The organism is Aeromicrobium sp. MLTX1, assembly GCF_046452335.1.
GTDB lineage: Bacteria > Actinomycetota > Actinomycetes > Propionibacteriales > Nocardioidaceae > Aeromicrobium.
Genome location: NZ_JBKFDN010000001.1, coordinates 1,052,147 through 1,070,907, shown reverse-complemented (window position 1 = coordinate 1,070,907; position 18,761 = coordinate 1,052,147). Strand labels below are relative to the sequence as shown.

The window sequence follows — 18,761 nt, the reverse complement described above, 5'->3', positions numbered from 1 at the left end:
CCTGTCGAGCGCGTCAGCCGGCGGCGGAGATCTCCTGGCGCAGGTGCGCCTTCATCGAGTCGGACGCGAAGCTGGCGTCGACGGCGGCGGTGGCCAACGCGCGCAGACCCTCCTCGTCGAGGCCCAGCAGGTCGGCCGCGACGGCGTACTCGTCGTTCAGCGTGGTGCCGAACATCGGCGGGTCGTCGGAGTTGATCGTCACCGTGACGCCGGCCTCGACGAGGACGGGCAGGGGGTGCTCGGCCAGCGACGGCACCGAGCGGGTGCGGACGTTCGACGTGGGGCACACCTCGAGGGCCACTCCCTCGGCGACGAGCCGCTCCATCAGCGCGGGGTCCTGCGCGGCGGCGATGCCGTGACCGATGCGCTCGGCGCCGAGGTGGTCGAGGCTGTCGCGGATCGACTCGGGGCCCGTGGACTCGCCCGCGTGCGGCACGCTGTGCAGGCCGGCGGCCTTCGCGCGCTCGAAGTGCGGGGCGAACTGCGGACGCGGCACGCCGATCTCGGGACCGCCCAGGCCGAAGCCGACGAGCGCGCCGGGGCCGAGCCGCAGCGCGGTGTCGAGCGTGACGTCGGCGGCGGGGATGCCGGACTCGCCGGGGATGTCGAAGATCCACTGCAGGGCCACGCCGAAGTCGCGCTCGGCGGCCTGGCGGGCGTCCTCGATGGCCTCGACGTACGCCTCGGCGGGGATGCCGCGCACGATCGACGTGTAGGGCGTCATCGTCAGCTCGGCGTAGCGGACGTTCTGGGCGGCGAGGTCACGACCGACCTCGTGGGTCAGCGTCCAGATGTCCTCCGGCGTGCGCAGCAGGTCGACCACCGACAGGTAGACCTCGATGAAGTGCGCGAAGTCGGTGAAGGTGAAGTACTCGGCCAGCGCCTCCGGGTCGGCCGGCACGGGCGAGTCGGTGTGGCGCGAGGCGAGCTCGGCGACGGTCTCGGGCGAGGCCGAGCCGACGTGGTGGACGTGGAGCTCGGCCTTCGGCAGCGCCGCGATGAACTCGTGCATCAGTCCACGACGCCGTAGAGACGGTCGCCGGCGTCGCCCAGGCCCGGCACGATGTAGCCGTTCTCGTCGAGGCGCTCGTCGAGTCCGGCGGAGAACAGCTGGAGGGGCGCGTCGATGTGGGCGGTGTCCCGCTCGAGCCGCTCGATGCCCTCGGGCGCCGACAGCAGCGTGATCGCGGTGATCTCGCGCGCACCGCGCTTCACGAGGAAGTCGATCGCCATCGCGAGGGTGCCGCCGGTGGCCAGCATCGGGTCGAGCACGTAGCACTGGCGGCCGTCGAGTCGGTCGGGCAGGCGCTCGGCGTAGGTCTCGGCCTCGAAGGTGGTCTCGTTGCGGATCATGCCGAGGAAGCCGACCTCGGCCGTGGGCAGCAGCCGCTGCATGCCCTCGAGCATGCCCAGGCCGGCGCGCAGGATCGGCACGACCAGCGGGCCCGGGCTGGTGAGCCGGACGCCCTCGGTGGTGGTGAGCGGGGTGGTCACCTCGACGGGCTCGACGCTGACCTCACGCGTGGCCTCGTACGCCAGCAGGGTCACGAGCTCCTCGGTGAGCCGCCGGAACGTGGGCGAGTCGGTGCTCGCGTCGCGCAGCACGGAGAGCTTGTGGGAGATCAGGGGATGGTCGGCGACGTGAACACGCATGCCTCGAGGGTAGCGGCCGGTCGCGGGCGTCTGTCACCATCGCAGAGTGGCCGAGGACGACGTCGACTTCGTGATCGCGGCGTACCGCGACGAGGGTGCGTGGACCGTCGTCGAGCTCCCGCCCCGGCTGGGTGAGGACTTCGACGGACTGACGGCCGCGCTCTCGCGATTCCCCTCCGATGTCGGGGTGCTCGGGCTGGCCTCGGTCAACGACGACTTCTTCGTGATCGTGCGACGCAGCGGCGAGCACGTGCGCGCCCTGCTGTCCGACGCGACGGCCGTCTGGGACTGGCCCATCGCGGCCGACCTCGCCGAGCTGGTGAACGCGCCCGACGCCGACGAGGAGCCGATGCCCGTGGGCGACCTCGACATCGTCAGCGACCTCGGTCTGGCGTCGGTGGAGCTGAGCCTGCTGTGCGACGACGACGACCTCTTCCCCGACGAGGCGCTGGCCGACCTCGCCGAGAAGCTGGGGTTCGGCGACCAGTTCGAGGCGATCGTCGGGTGACCTGGGACCCTTACATGCGGCGGGCGCTCGAGCTGGCGCGCGAGGCCGCGGCCGAGGGCGACGTGCCCGTGGGCGCCGTGGTGGTGCACGAGGGCGAGATCGTCGGCGAGGGCCGCAACACCCGCGAGCGCGACGCCGACCCCACGGGGCACGCCGAGATCGTGGCGCTGCGGGCGGCCGCGGCCGCGCTCGGGCGCTGGCGGCTCGACGGCTGCACGCTCGTGGTCACGCTCGAGCCGTGCACGATGTGCGCGGGCGCCGTGGTGTCCTCGCGGGTCGACCGGCTCGTGTTCGGCGCCTGGGACGAGAAGGCCGGCGCCGTCGGCTCGCTGTGGGACGTGGTGCGCGACCGCCGCCTCAACCACCGGCCCGAGGTCCTCGCCGACGTCCTGCCCGACGACTCCTCCGTCCTGCTGCGCTCCTTCTTCGGGCGCTGACGGTTCCGCAGTTTCCCCGGTTAAGCGGGGAAACCGTCACTTCACGAGGTTTGCGAACCCCGTGAAGTGACAGAAAGCCTCGTTCAGTGACCCTCCGGGAATAGTCCGGGGACTCCTGCGTTCTACTAGTTGAATCTTTAACTATCTTCTGGGAGACTGAGGACATGAGCAGCATGCAGATCGGCATCTTCACCGTCGGCGACGTGACCACCGACCCCACGAACGGCACGACCCCGACCGAGCACGAGCGCATCAAGGCCACGGTCGAGATCGCCAAGAAGGCCGAAGAGGTCGGGCTGGACGTCTTCGCCACCGGCGAGCACCACAACCCGCCGTTCGTGCCCTCCAGCCCCACGACGACGCTGGCCTACATCGGCGCGCAGACCGAGAAGATCATCCTGTCGACCTCGACGACCCTCATCACGACCAACGACCCGGTCAAGATCGCCGAGGACTACGCGACGCTGCAGCACCTCGTCGACGGCCGCATGGACCTCATGCTCGGCCGCGGCAACACCGCCCCGGTCTACCCGTGGTTCGGCAAGGACATCAGCAAGGCCGTCGAGCTGACGATCGAGAACTACCAGCTGCTCCAGAAGCTCTGGAGCGAGCCGGTCGTCAACTGGGAGGGGACGTTCCGCACGCCGCTGCAGGGCTACACCTCGACGCCCGCGCCGCTCGACGGCGTCGCGCCGTTCGTGTGGCACGGCTCGATCCGCACGCCCGAGGTGGCCGAGCTGGCCGCGTTCTACGGCGACGGCTACTTCGCCAACAACATCTTCTGGCCGAAGGAGCACTACATCCGGCTGATCAACTTCTACCGGCAGCGCTACGCCCACTACGGGCACGGCACGCCGGAGCAGGCGATCGTCGGCCTCGGCGGTCAGTTCTTCATGCGCAAGAACAGCCAGGACGCGGTCAACGAGTTCCGGCCGTACTTCGACAACGCCCCCGTCTACGGACACGGGCCCAGCATGGAGGACTTCACCGAGCAGACGCCGCTCACCGTCGGCAGCCCGCAGCAGGTCCTCGAGCGCACGCTCGCCTTCGCGGACTACTTCGGCGACTACCAGCGCCAGCTGTTCCTCGTCGACCACGCGGGCCTGCCGCTGAAGACGGTGCTCGAGCAGCTCGACCTGCTCGGCGAGATCCTGCCCACCATGCGCGCCGAGTTCGACGCGCGCCGCCCGGCCGACGTGCCGGACGCCCCCACCCACGCCGCCCGTGTCGCCGCCCGCGACGCGGCCCTCTCCGAGGAAGTGACCGCATGACCCGCCGCATCGTCGCCCTGTCCGCCGGCGTCGGCGAGCCGTCGACCACGCGCATGCTGGCCGACCGGCTCGCCGCCGCCTCCGGCTCCGCCCTCGGCGGCGCCAGCATCGAGGTCGTCAACCTGCGCGACTTCGCGCACGAGATCACCGATGCGGCGCTCACCGGCTTCGCGGCTCCGCGCCTGCAGCACGTGTACGACCAGGTCGGCGAGGCCGACGCGCTGATCGTCGTCGTGCCGACGTTCAAGGCCTCCTACCCGGGCCTGTTCAAGTCGTTCGTCGACGCGCTCGACAACGACGCGCTGATCGGCAAGGTCGTGCTGCTCGCCGCGACGGGCGGCACGGCCCGCCACTCGCTGGTGATCGACTTCGCGCTGCGGCCGCTGTTCGCGTACCTGCAGGCCGTGGTCGTGCCGACGGGCGTGTTCGCCAGCCCGCACGACTGGGGCTCGGCCGGCGAGGGCACGCTGCAGTCGCGCATCGAGCGCGCGGCGGGCGAGCTCGCCAGCCTGCTCGCCGGCGCCGGCTCGGGTCGCTCGAAGGACGACGAGATCGACCTCTTCAGCGAGACGATGCTCTCGATCAGCCAGCCCGGCTGACCTCGGACGCTCCGCCGCCCGCCCCCTGCCCACTTCTGGAACGGGATGCACCTTTCCGCTGCTGGAAAGCGTGCAAGACGTTCCAGAAGTGGAGTCGGAGGGGCGGGCGGCGGCGTCTCAGGCCCAAGCGGTGACGGCGCGCACGAGGAGCAGCGCCAGCGGCACGCAGGAGACCCCGAGCAGGACCGCGTTGAGGCGGCGGTGCTCCCACAGGATCGCGGCGTACTCGCGCAGGATCGCGCTGGGCCAGAAGTAGCGCGCCGTGCGCGCGCCGAGGCCATGCCCCTCGAGTCCCATCCGGTGCAGCAGCAGCGCCGCTCGGAGGACGTGGAAGTCGTTCGTGACGACCGCGAAACGACCGGACTCCACCCCGTGCTCGGCGGCGACGCGCGCGCTGAACCTCAGGTTCTCCTCGGTCGAGGTCGAGGCGTCCTCGAGCCACAGCAGCTCGCGATCGACCCCCTGCTCGGCGAGGTGGTTCGCCATCGCGACCGCCTCGGGCACGACCTCGTCCGGCCCCTGTCCGCCCGAGCAGATCAGGTGGGTGTCCTTGCCGCGCGACCGCGAGCGCTCGAGCGCCCGGCGGCCGCGGTCGAGCCGCGAGGCCAGCAGCGGCGTCACCCGCTCGCCGCTCAGCCCGGCGCCGAGGACGATGACCGCGTCGACCGGCCGGGCCCAGCGATCGGCGGCCCAGCCGTAGAGCAGTCCGTAGCCGACGAACGCCACGAACACGAACGCCAGGTAGCCCAGCGGCACGCCGACCGCGACGATCCAGTAGAAGAGCTCGCGGGCGACCTCGGTGTGGTTCCGGTCGATCCACCACAAAACGACGATCAGCGCGCAGTAGCCCAGCACCCCGATCCCGAAGACGAGCGAGAGCAGGTTGGCCGGGCGGCGGCCCTCGCGCCGGATCATGAGGACCCCGTTCGCGACGCTCGCCAGACCGAGGACCACCACGGCCGAGAAGGCGACGCCCAGGGCGATCAGCAGCGCCCACGCCAGCCGCAGCGGATCGTCGGACCCGGCGATCAGGAGTGCGAGGCGACCGAGCAGCCCGACGGCCGCCAGGCCGATCGCGAGGGTGAGGTAGACGCCGATGCGGAGCCGTCGCGGGTCCTGCCACGCGGTCACCCCGGCAGCGAGCGCCAGCAGCGCGACGAGTGCCCACCCCACGCCTGAACCCTAGGCCCCCGACGCCCTGACGGCCCCGATTGGGCCGCGGCGGGGTGACTGACGTAAACTCCTCGGCGGTGGCGTGTCCGAGCGGCCTAAGGAGCACGCCTCGAAAGCGTGTGTGGGTTCACGCCCACCGTGGGTTCAAATCCCACCGCCACCGCCAGCAGGATCGGAACCCCGTCGAGCGCGAGCTCGGCGGGGTTCTCGCCTTCCCGGAGCCGACTCAGACGTCGTCGAGGTCGCTCGTCGTGGCGACGCCGGACGCGGCGACATAGATGAAGGCGTCGACGACGGCGGTGCCGATGTCGATCGGCGCCGCCACACGCCGGTACTCCGGACCCTCGAACTCGTCGAGCCGGGCCCAGTGCTCGGGGAGGTCGGCGGACTCGAACACGACGACGTCGATCGTTCCGGCGGGTGGGTCGAGGAGCAGCGCCGGGAAGCCCTGAGCCGCTCCCCACCCCTCCTCGATCAGGCGCCCACGCACCACGCCATCGGTCCACCTGCCATCGAGCTCCTCCAGCTGAGCGGCGTTGGCGCGTCCCGGTGCGAGCGTGCCGTACGTGGCGAGTCGGCAGGTCACGTCGAGCGTCATCGTCTCGTCATCCTCGATCTGCGTCGGTGTCGAATCGGTCATGAGCCGGCGACGACCATCGCAGGTCGCTCGTCGGTGGTGGTGTCGGCGTGCCGTCGCGCAGCTCGGTTCAGCTGGTGGCTCATGACGAACCAGGAGACACAGGCCGCGAGGACGGCGCTCACGCCGGCCGCGAGGAAGGCGAGTGGTCCCCACCGCGTCGCCGTCAGTCCGAAGACGAGGGCGAACGTCAGGTAGCAGGGCAGGCTCCGCAGCAGGCCGTAGGCCACGTGGGCGCCGTCCACCGGCCGGCCGAGCGTGGCGACGACGAGTGTCAGGCCGAGGCACATCGTCGGAAACGCGCCGACGGTCCCGCCCACATCCGATCCGAGGGCGCCGGCCGTGAGCGTGGTGGCCACGACGATGGCCGCCGCGCATCCGCACACGACAGCCGTCGCGATCGGCGAACGCCTGCCGGGCGGGGCCGGGGCCCGGCGCGCCGGAAGCGCTGCGAGAGCGATCAGCAGCACCGCACCCGAGAGGATCGCCGCGTCGGCGGGCAGGAAGGTCAGGCCCCAGGACGCCGCCGCGAACGCCCCGATCCCGGCGAGCGCTCCGGCGACGACTCCGGCGCGCACCATGACCGCGCCGGCCGCGATGCCGAAGGCGACCTGCGCCGGCGCGTGCCCGGCGGCCGAGAGCGCGACCGCTCCGGCGGCCTCGCTGCCCTGGTCCAGCATGACCGCGGCGAGAGCGGCGGCCAGTCCCAGCGGGAGGGCAGCCGTCCATCCACCGGCGACGGGACCGAGGCGCTGCTCGACGCGCAGGGCGAGCAGCATGACGAGGGAGGCGAGGGGCGCGGTCAGCAGGAGCACGCATCCAGTCTGCGAGACCTGCTGCGTCAAGAAAAGCGACTGTTCTCGATATCGAAACGTCGTAGTATCCGACGTATGGACCTGCGACGCCTCGCGCTGCTGCGCGAGCTGGAACGTCGCGGAACGATCGCGTCGGTGGCGGCAGCCATGTCGTTCAGCCACTCGTCGGTCTCGGTCCAGCTCGCGACGCTGGAGCGTGAGGCCGGCGTGCCGCTGCTCAAGCGCGTCGGCCGCAACGTCGAGCTGACACCCGCGGGTCGGCGCCTGAGCGAGTACGCGACCGCTGCTCTCGCCGCGGACGAGGCGGTCAGGGCGGAGCTCGCAGCCCTGCGGGGAGAGCTGACCGGGCGGGTACGCATGACATTCGTGCAGACCCCGGCGTTGGCGTTGCTTCCGCGCACGCTCGAGCGTCTGGCCCAGGTGGCGCCCCACGTGGAGCTCGACGTGTTCCAGCGCGAGACCGGACCGTCCTTGGAGGACCTCAGCTCGCAAGCCGTCGACCTGGTGGTGGGCGTCGAGTACGACCCGCTTCCGGTCGGGCGACACGCTGCGCACCACCGCGTCGACCTCCTCCGTGAGGACATGCTGCTCGTGCTCCCGCGGGACCACCCCTGTGTCGCCGGGGACGGTCCCGTCCGCATCGCGGAGCTCGAGAACGACGTCTGGGCGTCGGGCCACGTCGGAACCGGCCTGGACACCTTCGTCGCCAACACCTGCAACCGGCTGGGCCGGTTCGCACCGCGCGTGCGGCACCGCAGCGACGACGCGATCGTCCTGAGCGCCTTGGTCGAGTCCGGACGTGCCGTGGCCCTGCTCCCGGCGATGTTCATCGCCGATGACGCGCCACCGGGTGTAGTCGCGCGGCGCCCCGCCGAGGAGCGACTGCAACGCACGCTCTTCTCCGTCGCGCGGACGTCCGCACACCTGACACCGGCGATCGAGGCGGTGCGGGACGCGCTGAGGCACACCGCCCTGGACGTCGCCACGGGTCGGGACGACATCGACATCCTGGTCGACAGATCCTCCTGAGAGGGTCGCTCCGGATCTCGCGCGCTCGGCGTCAGCGGACCAGCCCGCGCAGTCCGTCGATCGGCTGCTCGTCCCACTCGGCGAAGGGATCGTCGCCGACCTCGGCCATGAGGGCCGGTCGCGCGGCGGCCGCGGCCTCCTCGGACTCCCACAGCGCGATGCCGACGAGGCGACCACTCGCGTCGTCCACGACGCCGGTCCACTCCAAGCCCGGCTGCTCGCGCGCGACCCGGCTGTAGCGCTGCATCGAGTCGATCACGGCCGCGCGGTGCTCGGGCTTGGGCGAGTGCACCGAGACGACGGCGAAGGTCATGCTCGGCATTCAAGCACGGTGCTCGGTCACCGAACGCGGTGCGAGCACCGTCGCACACTGCTCACGAGCCCTCGCCGGGCGAACGGACGGCGAACGGACCCCGAACGCACCGAGTGCTCACGCATCGTGCTCCGGGCGCTCACCCGGCGTTCACCGGGAGGAACCTCTCACCGAGAGTCTCAGGGCGTCCTGATGGCTTTCCCCGTAGGAGCACACTGCCCATGCGATCCCTTCGCACGACCTCCAGCCTCGCGCTCGCCGCGGCGGTCGGGTTCGGCACCTTCACCACCACGCCCGCCCTGGCCTCGCCCCGACTGGCTGATGCGGCGGTGAGCTCGATGTCGAGCATCGCCGCACCGCCGGCCGCGGCGTCCGCGCTGCGCCAGGCGGTCGACCTCCCGACCGCCGACGTGTTCGACGTCGACTTCACGGACGGCAAGCTCACCGAGCACGCGCAGGGCCTCGAGCCCACCGTCCACGGCGAGCCCACCGCGGGCGCCGACCTCGGCACCGGGCGCTCGGTCCTGAGCTTCGACGGCACCGACGACGCGATCGGCTACCCGATCCGCTCGGAGTTCTCCAAGCTCGAGCAGGGCATGTCGCTGGAGTGCTCGTTCCGCTTCGACGGGCCGCGCACGTCCGCCAGCACCGAGGCGGCCCTGTGCTCGTCGAAGGAGTCGGGCGGCTTCGCCACCGTCATGTCGGGCAACGACGTGCACTTCATGATCCACGTCGGCGGCGGCTACAAGAGCGTCCGCGTCCCGATCACCACCGGCACGTGGCACCACACCGTCGCGACGTGGGACGGTACCCGCCTGAAGCTCTACCTGGACGGCGAGCTGGTCCGCGACGTCGCCGCCGCGGGTGCGTTCAAGCACTCGTCCGCCGGCGCCGACTCGATGATGCTGGCGGCCGACGTCAACGCCTCGAACAAGCCCCAGTTCTTCGCGCAGACCACGCTGCGCACGAGCCGCATCTACAGCGATCCGCTCACCGCCGAGCAGGTGTCGGCGCTCGCCGACGCCGACCGCGAGGGCCCCGCGGCGCCGAAGGCCGACGTCCTCGACCTCGACTTCTCCTCCGGCGCACCGGTCGACGGCGCGCAGGGCCTCACCCCGCGGACGTTCGGCTCGCCCGAGGTGCGCGACGACGCCCCGATGGGCACGAAGGTCGCCGAGTTCGACGGCGCCGGCTCGGCCTACCTCTACCCGTTCGAGGCGCAGTTCCCGAAGCTCGCCAACCAGATGACCGTCGAGTGCGTGTTCAAGTACGACGACGACTTCCAGGCCAGCGGCGTGGAGACGCGCGGCAACCTGTGCGGCGCCAAGGAGGCGGGCGGCTTCGGTGTCGTCATGTACGGCGACCGGCTCTCGTTCAACCCCCACATCGGTGGCTCGTACCGCAACACGAGCACGCAGATCGTGAGCGGGCGCTGGTACCACGCGGTCGGCACGTACGACGGCCAGACGGTCCGCCTCTACGTGAACGGCGTCCTCGCCGCCAGCACCCCCGCGACCGGCACGCTCAGCTCGCCGAGCGCCGGGGCGCGCAACCTCGTGGTCGGTGGCGACGCGAGCGGACGCGACCGGCCCGCGTTCTTCTCCCCCTCGACCATCAGCCACGTGCGCGTGTTCAGCGAGGCCGTGGACGCGGAGGGCGTGCTCGCCCTGGGTCGCGACGCCTTCGCGGGCCGCCCCGCGAACTACAACGTCAAGGTCAGCTCGACGACGCCGGCCGCGGGTGAGCGCCTCACGAAGCGCACCCGGTTCGGCGTCGAGTTCACGAACCCGGAGGGCGTGAGCCGCGACGTCCGCTACGCGCTCGACGGCGACGCGATCAAGCCGGGCGACGAGATCGGCGCCGGGCTCAAGGCCGGTGAGCACGAGCTCACGGTCGAGGGCCACGACGTCTTCGGCACGCCGATCGACCACACGACCACCTTCACCACCGCCAACGTGCCGTCCGCGGGTGGCACCGAGACCGAGCAGGGCGGCGGCTCCGTGCGCCTCTCGGCCAACGCCACGAACCCCTCGGGCGACCGCGTGCGCACGACGTTCCGCGAGGCCGACGTCGTCGTCGCGCAGCAGGGCCGCCAGGGCGTCCTCACCGGCATCCCGAAGGAGCGCGACTTCACGGGCACCGACGAGCAGCCGATCTCCGACGCCGCCGCACCCGGCGACGAGACGTTCCTCGACTCGCCCTCGACGTCCGAGCTGCCGTTCCAGCAGTTCGACGTGCCGGTCACGGGCAGCTCGGACCAGCAGGTGATCTGGAGCGGACGCGTCGATCCCGCACGCGAGGTCGTCCTGCGCGTCTGGGACGGCGGCGCCTGGGAGGAGCTCGCCCGCTCCCGCGGCAACGCCGAGGGCCAGGTCCAGCTGACCGGCGACCTGCGGAGCCGTCACCGCCACGGCGGCACCGTTCCGGTCCTGGTGACCGGCGAGGACCCGTTCGCCGACGACCTGCCCAACGAGGTCAAGAACTCGTTCGAGAACCCGGACGACTACGACTTCTCGATCGCCCACGTCACCGACACGCAGTACCTCTCCGAGGGCGCGGTGGAGCAGGAGACCGCGCAGGAGCGCGAGGTCTGGCGCAGCGCGTACCGCGGCATCACCGAGTGGATCGCGGCGAACGCCGACGAGCGCAAGATCGCGTTCACGGCCCACACCGGCGACATCATCGAGAACTGGCACAACGTCGGCTCCGACGAGCCGAACGCGCGGGCCGAGTTCGAGGTCGCGTCCGAGGCGCAGAAGGTCCTCGACGACGCCGGCATGGTCAACACGGTCCTGCCGGGCAACCACGACAACCTGTACGGCGCGGACACCGGCCCGGACGCCCTCTACAACGACTACTTCGGTCCGGACCGCTACGCCACGCTCGAGCAGAGCCGGGCCTGGCAGGACGCGAAGGCCGAGTTCACGCCGTGGAAGGCCGGCGACAACAGCAACAACTACGTGCTGTTCAGCGAGGGCGACCTCGACTTCGTCGTCGTCTCGCTCGGCTTCGGCGTCGACGCCGAGGAGGCCGCGTGGGCCGACGGCGTGCTCAAGCAGTTCCCCGACCGCAACGCGATCGTCCTGACGCACGCGTACCTCACTCCGAGCGTCAACCCCGACGGCCGCGGCAGCGGATTCTCGTACGACGGCCGCCAGGTGCTGGACGACGTGATCAAGAAGAACGCGAACGTCGCCCTCGTCCTGTCGGGCCACGAGCACGGCGTCAGCATCGAGCTGCGGCGCGACGTCGCCCGCAAGGGTCACCACGTGGTCGAGCTGCTCGCGGACTACCAGTTCTACAAGGTGAGCTCGGACGAGCTGGGGCTGACGGGCGTCGGCTACGACAGCAACACGCCGCTGCAGTTCGGCTCGTCGTTCTTCCGCCTGCTGCAGTTCGACGTCGACGCCGGCGAGGTCGCGGTCGACACCTACTCGCCGCTGCTGGAGAACTTCGGCGCCACCGAGTACGACGACCGCTTCCGCTACAACGGCACCGAGGACGACACGCGGCTGCCGATCAACCTGACGACCCGCAAGACGAGCTTCAGCTCCGACGGCCTCGTCGTGGTGGACCCGACCGACCGCGTGATCGGCGAGGAGACGGTGCGATCGGGCTGGCCGGCCACGGTCACCTGGAACGGCCTCGAGGAGGGTCGCACGTACGCCTGGCACGCCACGAGCGTCGACGCCGCCTCGGGCGAGGAGCTGCCCGGCGAGGTCAGCCAGATCTCGCTCTTCACGGCGGGCTCGAGCGGCACGGACACGACCGCGCCGGTCCTGACCGTCCCGAAGAACGGCTCGGTCGAGCTCAACGAGGTGTTCGACCCGATGGCCGGCGTCTCGGCGCAGGACGCGGTGGACGGCGACGTCACCGAGAAGGTCCAGGTCCTGGGCGAGGTCGACACGGCCAAGCCCGGCACCTACGCGCTCACCTACTCGGTCGCGGACGCCAACGGCAACCAGTCGATGGTCACGCGGGTCGTCGAGGTCAAGGGCGCGAAGGCCCCGGTCAACACGGTCCGGCCGAAGGTGAGCGGCGCGATGCGCGTCGGCTCGATCCTGCGGGCCAGCATCGGCACGTGGTCGAACACCGAGGCCGCCACGCTGGAGGCCCAGTGGCTGCGCGACGGCCAGCCGATCCGTGGCGCCACGGGTGGCGACTACCGCGTGACGTCGGCCGACATCGGCCGGGCGATCAGCGTGCGCGTCACGGCCACGACCGTCGGCCACCAGCCGGTGACCGCCACGTCGATGGCCTCGCGCGTCGCGAAGGCCAAGGCCACGGTCCGCGCCTCGCTGGCGAAGAAGCGGATCACGACCTCGCAGCGCGCCGCGGTGCGGGTCCGGGTCGCCGCTCCGGCCCGGGCCAACGGCAAGGTCCTGGTGAAGGTCAAGGGCCGCGTCGTCGCCGACGGCACGGTGCGGAACGGGAAGCTCACCGTCCGGCTGCCGAAGCTGAAGGCGGGCAAGCACCGCCTCGTGATCAGCTACCTCGGCAACGACCGGGTCGGCGCGCGCAACACCGCGGTCACCCTGCGGGTGGTCAAGCGCTGAGCCGACCCTGAACGACGCAGGCCCCGGGCGATCCCCGGGGCCTGCGTCGTGTGCGGGGCGGCGAGGTCAGTGCTCCGTCCACTCCTGCGACTGGGTCAGGTGGAACAGGTAGGCCAGCGGGGGCAGCACCAGCAGCGCCGCGAGGCCGACCACCACGAGGAGCCCGACGAGCGTCGCGTCCGCGCCGCCCGCATCGACGATCAGGACCTCGTCGACCAGCAGCCACGGATACTGCGCGACTCCCCAGCCCGCCACGACGGCCGCGACGGCCGCGACCGCGGACACGCGCGCCGGCCGATACCTCCGGCGCAGGAGCAGCAGCAGGGTCGCGGCTCCGGCGAGCGCCGAGGCCACGATCAGCGGCGCAGCACGGCCGGCGAGGCCTTCCGCGAGCGTGGGCGCGTCGCGGGTGATCGGCACCAGCGCGACGAACACCACGATGCCGGTGCCGACGCCCACGATCACCGTGCGCAGCCGCAACGTCTCGGCGAGCGTGAGGCGGCCGGCCCGGCTCGCGTCCGCGGTCAGGAAGACCCCCGCGAGGAACGCGCAGGTCCCGACGGCGATCAGCCCGCCGTAGACGGAGGTCGGGTTGAGCCAGGACGACCATCGGTCGCCGCGCCCGTCCAGCGGCACCCGACCCGAGGCGATCGCGCCCGCGACCGTGCCGAGGAAGAAGGGGGTGATGAGCGAGGACCCGGCGAAGACCGCACCGTAGAGCCGCGCCTGTCCCAGCGTCGCCGCGAACTTCCGGAACGCGAACGCGGCGCCGCGCAGCACGATGCCCAGGAGGGCCAGGAGCATCGGCAGGATCAGCGTGTCCATCGCGGCCGCGAACGTCTCGGGGAACCCGGTCCACCACATGACCAGGACGTAGATCAGCCAGACGTGGTTCGCCTCCCACACCGGACCGATGCTGTGGTCCACGAGCGTGCGCAGCTCGGCGCCGCGACGCGACCCGCCTGCGGTGAGGTCGTAGAACCCGGTGCCGAAGTCCGCCCCGCCGAAGAGCGCGTAGGCGACCACGCCGACGAACAGCGCGGCCGCGACGGCGGCCTCGAGGGTCATCGCGCCACCGGACTCTCGTCGACGTCCGGGCCGTACGGACTCGGCAGGTCCTCCTCCCCGGCCCGCCATCGACGCGCCATCGAGCGCAGCACCGTGATCGCGCCGACCGTGAGGACGGCGTAGAGGACGGCGGTGGCCACCAGCAGCATCCACACGTCGGGGTTGTCGCCCGCCGCGTCCGTGGTGCGCAGCACCCCGTAGACCACCCACGGCTGCCGTCCGACCTCCGTGGCGATCCAGCCGGCCTCGAGCGCGACGAGCGCCAGCGGGCCCGCCGCGACCGCTGCTCGCAGCACCCAGCGGCTCGCCGTGACGTCCCAACCGCGCCAGCGCGCGAACCAGTAGAGCACCACCGCGACGAACAGGATCGTGCCGATGCCGACCATCGTCTGGAACGCGAGGTGCGTGATGTTGACCGGCGGGTGGTCGGACACCGGGATCTCGTCGAGACCCACGACGGGCTCGGAGAACGAGTTCCGCGCGATGATCGACCCCAGCCCAGGGATGTCGAGGGAGTACCGGACCTCCCCGTCGACCAGCAGGCCGCCCAGCCGCAGGGGCGACGGGCTCTCGGTCTCGGTCGCGAGCTCGAAGGCGGCGAGCTTCGCGGGCTGCCGCTCGGCGATCCTCAGGCCCAGGAGGTGGCCCACGAACGGCTGGACGACGGCGGCGACGCTCGCGAACGCGAAGGGCACGGTGAAGCCCAGGCGGTGGTGCCGGTCGAGGCGTCCGCGCAGCATGCCCGCCGCGTAGACGCCGGCCACGAGGAAGCCCGCCAGCATGTACGCGGCGACCCACATGTGCGCGAACTGGAGCACCGCCCCCGGGTTGAACAGCACCGCCCACGGGTCGACGTCGACGACCTCGCCGCCTTCGATGCGAAAGCCCACGGGCATGTTCATCCACGCGTTGACCGCGATGACGCAGTACGTCCCGACGACGCCCGCCAGGGCCATCGGCACGACCATCACCAGGTGGACCCGCGGCGGCATCCGCCCCCAGCCGTACAGGTAGATCCCCAGGAAGATCGCCTCGACGAAGAACGAGAGTCCCTCGAACGCGAAGGGCAGCCCGAGCACGTCGCCGAACGGCCCCATGAGTCCGGGCCACAGCAGGCCCATCTCGAAGCTGAGCACGGTGCCCGAGACGGCGCCGATCGCGAAGAGGACCGCCGAGACCTTCGCCCAGCGCCGCGCGAGGGTCAGCGCCACCGGATCGTCGCGATACACGCCCCGCCAGTGGGCGACCAGGATCATCGCGGGAAACGCGACCCCGAACGACGCCAGCACGATGTGCCACCCGAGCGAGAGCGCCATCTGCTGCCGCGCGGGCAGCAGCCCCGCCGGGTCCTCACCGGCGAGCGCCTGGACCAGGTCGAGGGCCACCACGCCGGAGAGGTACCCGCGGTGGAGCCCGTCACACCTCGCAGGGTGCTACGCCGACCTCAGATCTCGGCGAGACGCGGCGCGGTCCTCTCCGCGAACTCGCTGACCCAGGCCACCGGGTCGGGACCGTGCGGCGAGACGGACACCGACTGGATCCCCAGCTCGGCGTAGGCGGCGACGTCCTCGAGGAACCTCTCGGGGTCCTTCACGGCGTCACCGGGCGACTGCAGGGTGCGCAGGATGTCGGCGGGATCGCGGCCGACGTCGGCACAGTGCTGGTCGAGGACCTCGAGCTTGTGCCGGATGACGTCGACGCCGGCCGGGAACAGATTGCAGGCGTCGCCGTACTCGGCCACGAACCGCAGCGTCTTCTTCTCGCCCATGCCGCCGAGCAGGATCGGCGGGTGCGGCTGCTGGATCGGCGCGGGATGGCAGATCGTCTCGGCCAGCTGGTAGTGCTTGCCCTCGTACGCGCCGTCGTCGTCACTCCACATCTGGTGGACGATCTGCAGCGTCTCCTCGAGCCGCTCGAACCGCTCCTTCATCGACGGGTAGGGCACGCCGAGACCGAGGTGCTCGCGCTCGTACCACGCGGCGCCGAGGCCCAGGATCGCGCGACCGCCCGACAGCACGTCGAGGGTCGTGGCGATCTTCGCCAGCAGGCCGGGATGGCGGTAGGTGACGCCGGTGACCAGCAGGCCCAGCTTGACCCGCTCGGTGACGGCGGCGAGGTAGCCCAGGGCCGTGTAGCCCTCCAGCATGGGGTCCTCGGAGCGGCCGACGGTCTCCATCTGGAAGTAGTGGTCCATCAGGGTGACGGCATCGGCACCGGCCTGCTCGGCCCGGCGCGCCGTCTCGGCGAGGGTCGGGGCGAGCGTCTGCGGCTCGCCGGGGATCGTGAAGTTGTAGACGTGGACGCTGAAGCGCATGCCTCAGCCTAGGCACGCCTGCACGACCGGTGCGACCGCAGCACGATCGGTGAGGTCGATCGAGTCCGGCGTGAGCGCCTCCAGCATCGCCTGCTCCTCGACCGTGCGCTGACGCTTCGCGGCCAGTCCCCGGCGCACCGTCGACATCATCGACTTCTCCACCAGGCTGAGTCGCGACCGGTCCATCGCGCCGCGCACGTGGAAGACCTCGAGCCGCTCGCGCAGCGCGGCGGGCAGCTTCGAGGCCACGAGCTCGTCGCGCTTCGTCGTGAGCTCGGGGTCGCTGAGCCCCACGGTGACCAGGACGAACCGGGTCGCCGTGCCGAGCTCCATCGCCTTCCTCAGCAGTCCGCTGCCCCGCAGGGTCGGGCCGTAGATCGCGCCGCACAGCACGACCACGTCGCTCGCGGCGAGCTGCTGCGCGGTGACCTCGTCGTCGGCCGCGATGGCTGCGCCGAGCGCCTCGCCGATCCAGCTCGCGTATCGCTCGGCGGACCCGTACTTGGAGGCGTGGACGACGAGGGGCACGCTCCGAGGCTAGGCCGCGGCGGGGGTCACCCGGGCGCTCGCGAAGCCCCTCACCAGCAGCCACAGGCCGAGCGACAGCTCCCAGGCCGCGATGGGCAGCGCGAGCAGGCCCGCCAGCACCGAGACCTGGTCGATCCAGCCCGCGACGGCACCCAGCGCCGAGACCAGCAGCAGGGGTGCGCCGACCAGTCCGACCAGCGGGATGGCACGCGGGACGAGCCCGCCGCGGAGCAGCAGGGGCGCGAGCAGCAGCGCGTTGAGCGCCGGCACCGTGTCGGGTCCGACGAGGAAGGCGGCGTCGTGGATCCCGACGAACGCCGGCGCCACCGCATCGCCCACCACGCCCTCGGCGAACGCCAGCACGACCAGGACGCCGACGAGGATCATCGAGGCCTCGAGCACGCGCGCCGCGACGAACCCCAGCGCCGCGCGCTCGCCGTGGGCCCGCACCACGGGGTACAGGACGACCGCGGTGCCGACGCAGGCGACGGCCAGGACGAGCTCGAGCGCGGCCCCGGCCCGCGCCGGCCCGATCGCGGACGCCGACCCGGGATCGTCGAGCAGGCCGCCCTTGAGCGCGACGGCGGGGATCGACGTCACGAACGTCAGCAGGTAGAGGACGCCGGCCCAGAAGGCCGTCCGGCGCGCGGTCATGGTCAGTGCTCCTTCACTGGTGTACGGCGTACACCTCAGGCCTGACACTAGGCTTACGGCGTACACCCGTCAAGCAGGAGGAGCGACGTGGCCGCAGCCGAGCGACCCGCCGTGAGCCGCGAGCGCACGCTCGCCGCCGCGATCGCGCTCGCCGACGAGCAGGGCCTGGCCGCCGTGAGCATGCGCCAGGTGGCCGCCCGCCTCGACGTCGTCCCGATGGCGCTCTACAAGCACGTCGCGCACAAGGAGGACCTCCTCGACGGCATGGTGGAGGCGATCGTGGCGGGCTACGAGCAGCCGGCTCCGGGCGGATCGTGGCCCGACCGCGTGCGCGCCCGCATCCTCGCCGCCCGCGCCGAGCTGGTCCGCCATCCCTGGCTGCGCCAGGCGATCGAGAGCCGCACGTCGCGCACGCCCGCCGTGCTCGCCCACCAGGACGCGGTGACCGGCGAGCTGATCGACGGCGGCCTCTCCGTGGACCTCGCGCATCACGTCATGCACGCCCTCGGCCACCGCATCTGGGGCTTCAGCCCCGAGGCCTTCGACGAGCCCGGCGGCGACACCCCCTCCCCCGAGGCGCTCGACGCCTTCGCGCGCACGTTCCCGCACATCGTGGCCGTCGTGCGCGAGACCACGCGCGACGGCGGCCGGTGCGACGCCGACCTCGAGTTCGACTTCGCGCTCGACCTGCTGCTCGACGGGGTGGAGCGCCTGCACGCCTCGGGCTGGCGCTCGCGACGGTAGGTTGGCCGCGTGACCACCCGCCGGCTGCTGCTCGTCAACGGGCCCAACCTCAACCTCCTCGGCGCGCGCGAGCCCGACATCTACGGCTCCGAGACGCTGGCCGACGTCGAGGCGCTCGTCGCCGAGGCCGCCACCGCCCGCGGCTACGAGGTACGCGCCGTGCAGAGCAACCACGAAGGCGTCCTCATCGACGCGATCCACGAGGCCCGCCACGACTGCGCGGGCATCGTCATCAACCCGGGCGGCCTCACCCACACCTCGGTCGTACTGCGCGACGCGCTCTCCGGCGTGGCGCTGCCGGTGGCCGAGGTGCACATCTCCGACGTCATGGCGCGCGAGTCGTTCCGCCACCACTCGTACGTCGCCGACGTGGCCGTCGTGCACGTGATCGGCGAGGGCGTGCCCGGCTACCGCGCCGCCACGGATCGGCTGATCGACCACGTCGAGGGCCGATAGGATCAC

The 18,761-nt window shown here is 71.8% G+C and carries 19 protein-coding genes and 1 tRNA gene; 9 read left to right on the top strand and 11 right to left on the bottom strand.

Features of this window, described 5'->3' with window-relative positions; all coding sequences use genetic code 11:
* Positions 1–13: 13 nt before the first annotated feature.
* Both ACK99Q_RS04990 and upp read right to left on the bottom strand, forming a co-directional pair.
* Positions 14–1,012 (bottom strand): adenosine deaminase, encoded by a 999-nt coding sequence (locus ACK99Q_RS04990; protein WP_410185114.1) that lies wholly within the window; start codon positions 1,010–1,012, stop codon positions 14–16.
* Positions 1,012–1,653 (bottom strand): uracil phosphoribosyltransferase, encoded by a 642-nt coding sequence (gene upp / locus ACK99Q_RS04985; protein ID WP_410185113.1) that lies wholly within the window; start codon positions 1,651–1,653, stop codon positions 1,012–1,014. Before upp ends, ACK99Q_RS04990 begins: the two co-directional genes overlap by 1 nt.
* 46 nt (positions 1,654–1,699) lie before the next feature.
* Here upp and ACK99Q_RS04980 point away from each other — a divergent pair, with 46 nt between their 5' ends.
* The 4 genes from ACK99Q_RS04980 to ACK99Q_RS04965 all read left to right on the top strand — a co-directional run bounded on the left by ACK99Q_RS04980 (position 1,700) and on the right by ACK99Q_RS04965 (position 4,468).
* On the top strand, positions 1,700–2,161 hold the full coding sequence (locus ACK99Q_RS04980; protein WP_410185112.1) for a tRNA adenosine deaminase-associated protein: 462 nt from the start codon (positions 1,700–1,702) through the stop codon (positions 2,159–2,161).
* Positions 2,162–2,175: 14 nt separating this feature from the next.
* The gene (gene tadA / locus ACK99Q_RS04975) at positions 2,176–2,598 is read left to right on the top strand and encodes a tRNA adenosine(34) deaminase TadA (protein ID WP_179428386.1); all 423 of its coding nucleotides are present in this window, start codon (positions 2,176–2,178) and stop codon (positions 2,596–2,598) included.
* A 173-nt stretch (positions 2,599–2,771) separates the two neighbouring features.
* Positions 2,772–3,869 (top strand): LLM class flavin-dependent oxidoreductase, encoded by a 1,098-nt coding sequence (locus ACK99Q_RS04970; RefSeq protein WP_410186062.1) that lies wholly within the window; start codon positions 2,772–2,774, stop codon positions 3,867–3,869.
* Positions 3,866–4,468, top strand: a complete 603-nt coding sequence (locus tag ACK99Q_RS04965; RefSeq protein WP_410185111.1) for a CE1759 family FMN reductase — start codon at positions 3,866–3,868, stop codon at positions 4,466–4,468. Before ACK99Q_RS04970 ends, ACK99Q_RS04965 begins: the two co-directional genes overlap by 4 nt.
* A gap of 117 nt (positions 4,469–4,585) precedes the next feature.
* Here ACK99Q_RS04965 and ACK99Q_RS04960 read toward each other — a convergent pair whose 3' ends face one another.
* Positions 4,586–5,641, bottom strand: coding sequence for a YdcF family protein (locus tag ACK99Q_RS04960; protein WP_410185110.1), 1,056 nt, complete (start codon positions 5,639–5,641; stop codon positions 4,586–4,588).
* Between the two features lie 76 nt (positions 5,642–5,717).
* Here ACK99Q_RS04960 and ACK99Q_RS04955 point away from each other — a divergent pair.
* Positions 5,718–5,807: transfer RNA gene (locus ACK99Q_RS04955), tRNA-Ser, on the top strand.
* 60 nt (positions 5,808–5,867) lie between these two features.
* Here the strand turns inward: ACK99Q_RS04955 and ACK99Q_RS04950 are convergent.
* Both ACK99Q_RS04950 and ACK99Q_RS04945 read right to left on the bottom strand, forming a co-directional pair.
* Positions 5,868–6,281, bottom strand: a complete 414-nt coding sequence (locus ACK99Q_RS04950; protein WP_410185109.1) for a gamma-glutamylcyclotransferase — start codon at positions 6,279–6,281, stop codon at positions 5,868–5,870.
* Positions 6,278–7,093, bottom strand: coding sequence for a hypothetical protein (locus ACK99Q_RS04945; RefSeq protein ID WP_410185108.1), 816 nt, complete (start codon positions 7,091–7,093; stop codon positions 6,278–6,280). Before ACK99Q_RS04945 ends, ACK99Q_RS04950 begins: the two co-directional genes overlap by 4 nt.
* Positions 7,094–7,168: 75 nt before the next feature.
* Between ACK99Q_RS04945 and ACK99Q_RS04940 the strand changes: the two genes are divergently transcribed.
* Complete coding sequence (locus ACK99Q_RS04940; protein ID WP_410185107.1) at positions 7,169–8,122, top strand: LysR family transcriptional regulator; 954 nt, start codon at positions 7,169–7,171, stop codon at positions 8,120–8,122.
* A 31-nt stretch (positions 8,123–8,153) separates the two neighbouring features.
* Here ACK99Q_RS04940 and ACK99Q_RS04935 read toward each other — a convergent pair whose 3' ends face one another.
* Positions 8,154–8,435: an antibiotic biosynthesis monooxygenase gene (locus ACK99Q_RS04935; protein WP_410185106.1), complete on the bottom strand. Its 282-nt coding sequence runs from the start codon at positions 8,433–8,435 to the stop codon at positions 8,154–8,156.
* A gap of 221 nt (positions 8,436–8,656) precedes the next feature.
* Here ACK99Q_RS04935 and ACK99Q_RS04930 point away from each other — a divergent pair, with 221 nt between their 5' ends.
* A complete protein-coding gene (locus ACK99Q_RS04930) occupies positions 8,657–12,991 on the top strand; it encodes a LamG-like jellyroll fold domain-containing protein (RefSeq protein WP_410185105.1) in 4,335 nt (1,444 codons plus the stop codon).
* A gap of 66 nt (positions 12,992–13,057) precedes the next feature.
* Here the strand turns inward: ACK99Q_RS04930 and ACK99Q_RS04925 are convergent, their stop codons facing one another.
* From ACK99Q_RS04925 to ACK99Q_RS04905, 5 genes are read right to left on the bottom strand one after another with little or no spacing between them, the layout of a single operon-like run.
* A complete protein-coding gene (locus ACK99Q_RS04925) occupies positions 13,058–14,059 on the bottom strand; it encodes a cytochrome d ubiquinol oxidase subunit II (RefSeq protein WP_410185104.1) in 1,002 nt (333 codons plus the stop codon).
* Positions 14,056–15,447, bottom strand: coding sequence for a cytochrome ubiquinol oxidase subunit I (locus ACK99Q_RS04920; RefSeq protein WP_410185103.1), 1,392 nt, complete (start codon positions 15,445–15,447; stop codon positions 14,056–14,058). Before ACK99Q_RS04920 ends, ACK99Q_RS04925 begins: the two co-directional genes overlap by 4 nt.
* Before the next feature lie 56 nt (positions 15,448–15,503).
* Positions 15,504–16,373 carry an LLM class F420-dependent oxidoreductase gene (locus ACK99Q_RS04915; RefSeq protein WP_410185102.1) on the bottom strand — a complete coding sequence of 290 codons (870 nt, stop codon included), beginning with the start codon at positions 16,371–16,373 and terminating at the stop codon, positions 15,504–15,506.
* Between the two features lie 3 nt (positions 16,374–16,376).
* Positions 16,377–16,901, bottom strand: coding sequence for a flavodoxin domain-containing protein (locus tag ACK99Q_RS04910; protein ID WP_410185101.1), 525 nt, complete (start codon positions 16,899–16,901; stop codon positions 16,377–16,379).
* A gap of 9 nt (positions 16,902–16,910) precedes the next feature.
* Positions 16,911–17,555, bottom strand: a complete 645-nt coding sequence (locus ACK99Q_RS04905; protein ID WP_410185100.1) for a DUF4386 domain-containing protein — start codon at positions 17,553–17,555, stop codon at positions 16,911–16,913.
* An 87-nt stretch (positions 17,556–17,642) separates the two neighbouring features.
* Here ACK99Q_RS04905 and ACK99Q_RS04900 point away from each other — a divergent pair, with 87 nt between their 5' ends.
* Both ACK99Q_RS04900 and aroQ read left to right on the top strand, forming a co-directional pair.
* The gene (locus ACK99Q_RS04900; RefSeq protein ID WP_410185099.1) at positions 17,643–18,299 is read left to right on the top strand and encodes a TetR/AcrR family transcriptional regulator; all 657 of its coding nucleotides are present in this window, start codon (positions 17,643–17,645) and stop codon (positions 18,297–18,299) included.
* Between the two features lie 9 nt (positions 18,300–18,308).
* Positions 18,309–18,755 (top strand): type II 3-dehydroquinate dehydratase, encoded by a 447-nt coding sequence (aroQ, locus tag ACK99Q_RS04895; protein ID WP_410185098.1) that lies wholly within the window; start codon positions 18,309–18,311, stop codon positions 18,753–18,755.
* Positions 18,756–18,761: the final 6 nt, after the last annotated feature.

Coding starts and splice junctions, on each gene's coding strand:
- ACK99Q_RS04905 (WP_410185100.1), bottom strand. CDS start 17,555: ATGACCGCGCGCCGGACGGCCTTCTGGGCCGGCGTCCTCTACCTGCTG.
- upp (WP_410185113.1), bottom strand. CDS start 1,653: ATGCGTGTTCACGTCGCCGACCATCCCCTGATCTCCCACAAGCTCTCC.
- ACK99Q_RS04940 (WP_410185107.1), top strand. CDS start 7,169: ATGGACCTGCGACGCCTCGCGCTGCTGCGCGAGCTGGAACGTCGCGGA.
- ACK99Q_RS04925 (WP_410185104.1), bottom strand. CDS start 14,059: ATGACCCTCGAGGCCGCCGTCGCGGCCGCGCTGTTCGTCGGCGTGGTC.
- ACK99Q_RS04965 (WP_410185111.1), top strand. CDS start 3,866: ATGACCCGCCGCATCGTCGCCCTGTCCGCCGGCGTCGGCGAGCCGTCG.
- ACK99Q_RS04915 (WP_410185102.1), bottom strand. CDS start 16,373: ATGCGCTTCAGCGTCCACGTCTACAACTTCACGATCCCCGGCGAGCCG.
- tadA (WP_179428386.1), top strand. CDS start 2,176: ATGCGGCGGGCGCTCGAGCTGGCGCGCGAGGCCGCGGCCGAGGGCGAC.
- ACK99Q_RS04935 (WP_410185106.1), bottom strand. CDS start 8,435: ATGACCTTCGCCGTCGTCTCGGTGCACTCGCCCAAGCCCGAGCACCGC.
- ACK99Q_RS04950 (WP_410185109.1), bottom strand. CDS start 6,281: ATGACCGATTCGACACCGACGCAGATCGAGGATGACGAGACGATGACG.
- ACK99Q_RS04970 (WP_410186062.1), top strand. CDS start 2,772: ATGCAGATCGGCATCTTCACCGTCGGCGACGTGACCACCGACCCCACG.
- ACK99Q_RS04990 (WP_410185114.1), bottom strand. CDS start 1,012: ATGCACGAGTTCATCGCGGCGCTGCCGAAGGCCGAGCTCCACGTCCAC.
- ACK99Q_RS04930 (WP_410185105.1), top strand. CDS start 8,657: ATGCGATCCCTTCGCACGACCTCCAGCCTCGCGCTCGCCGCGGCGGTC.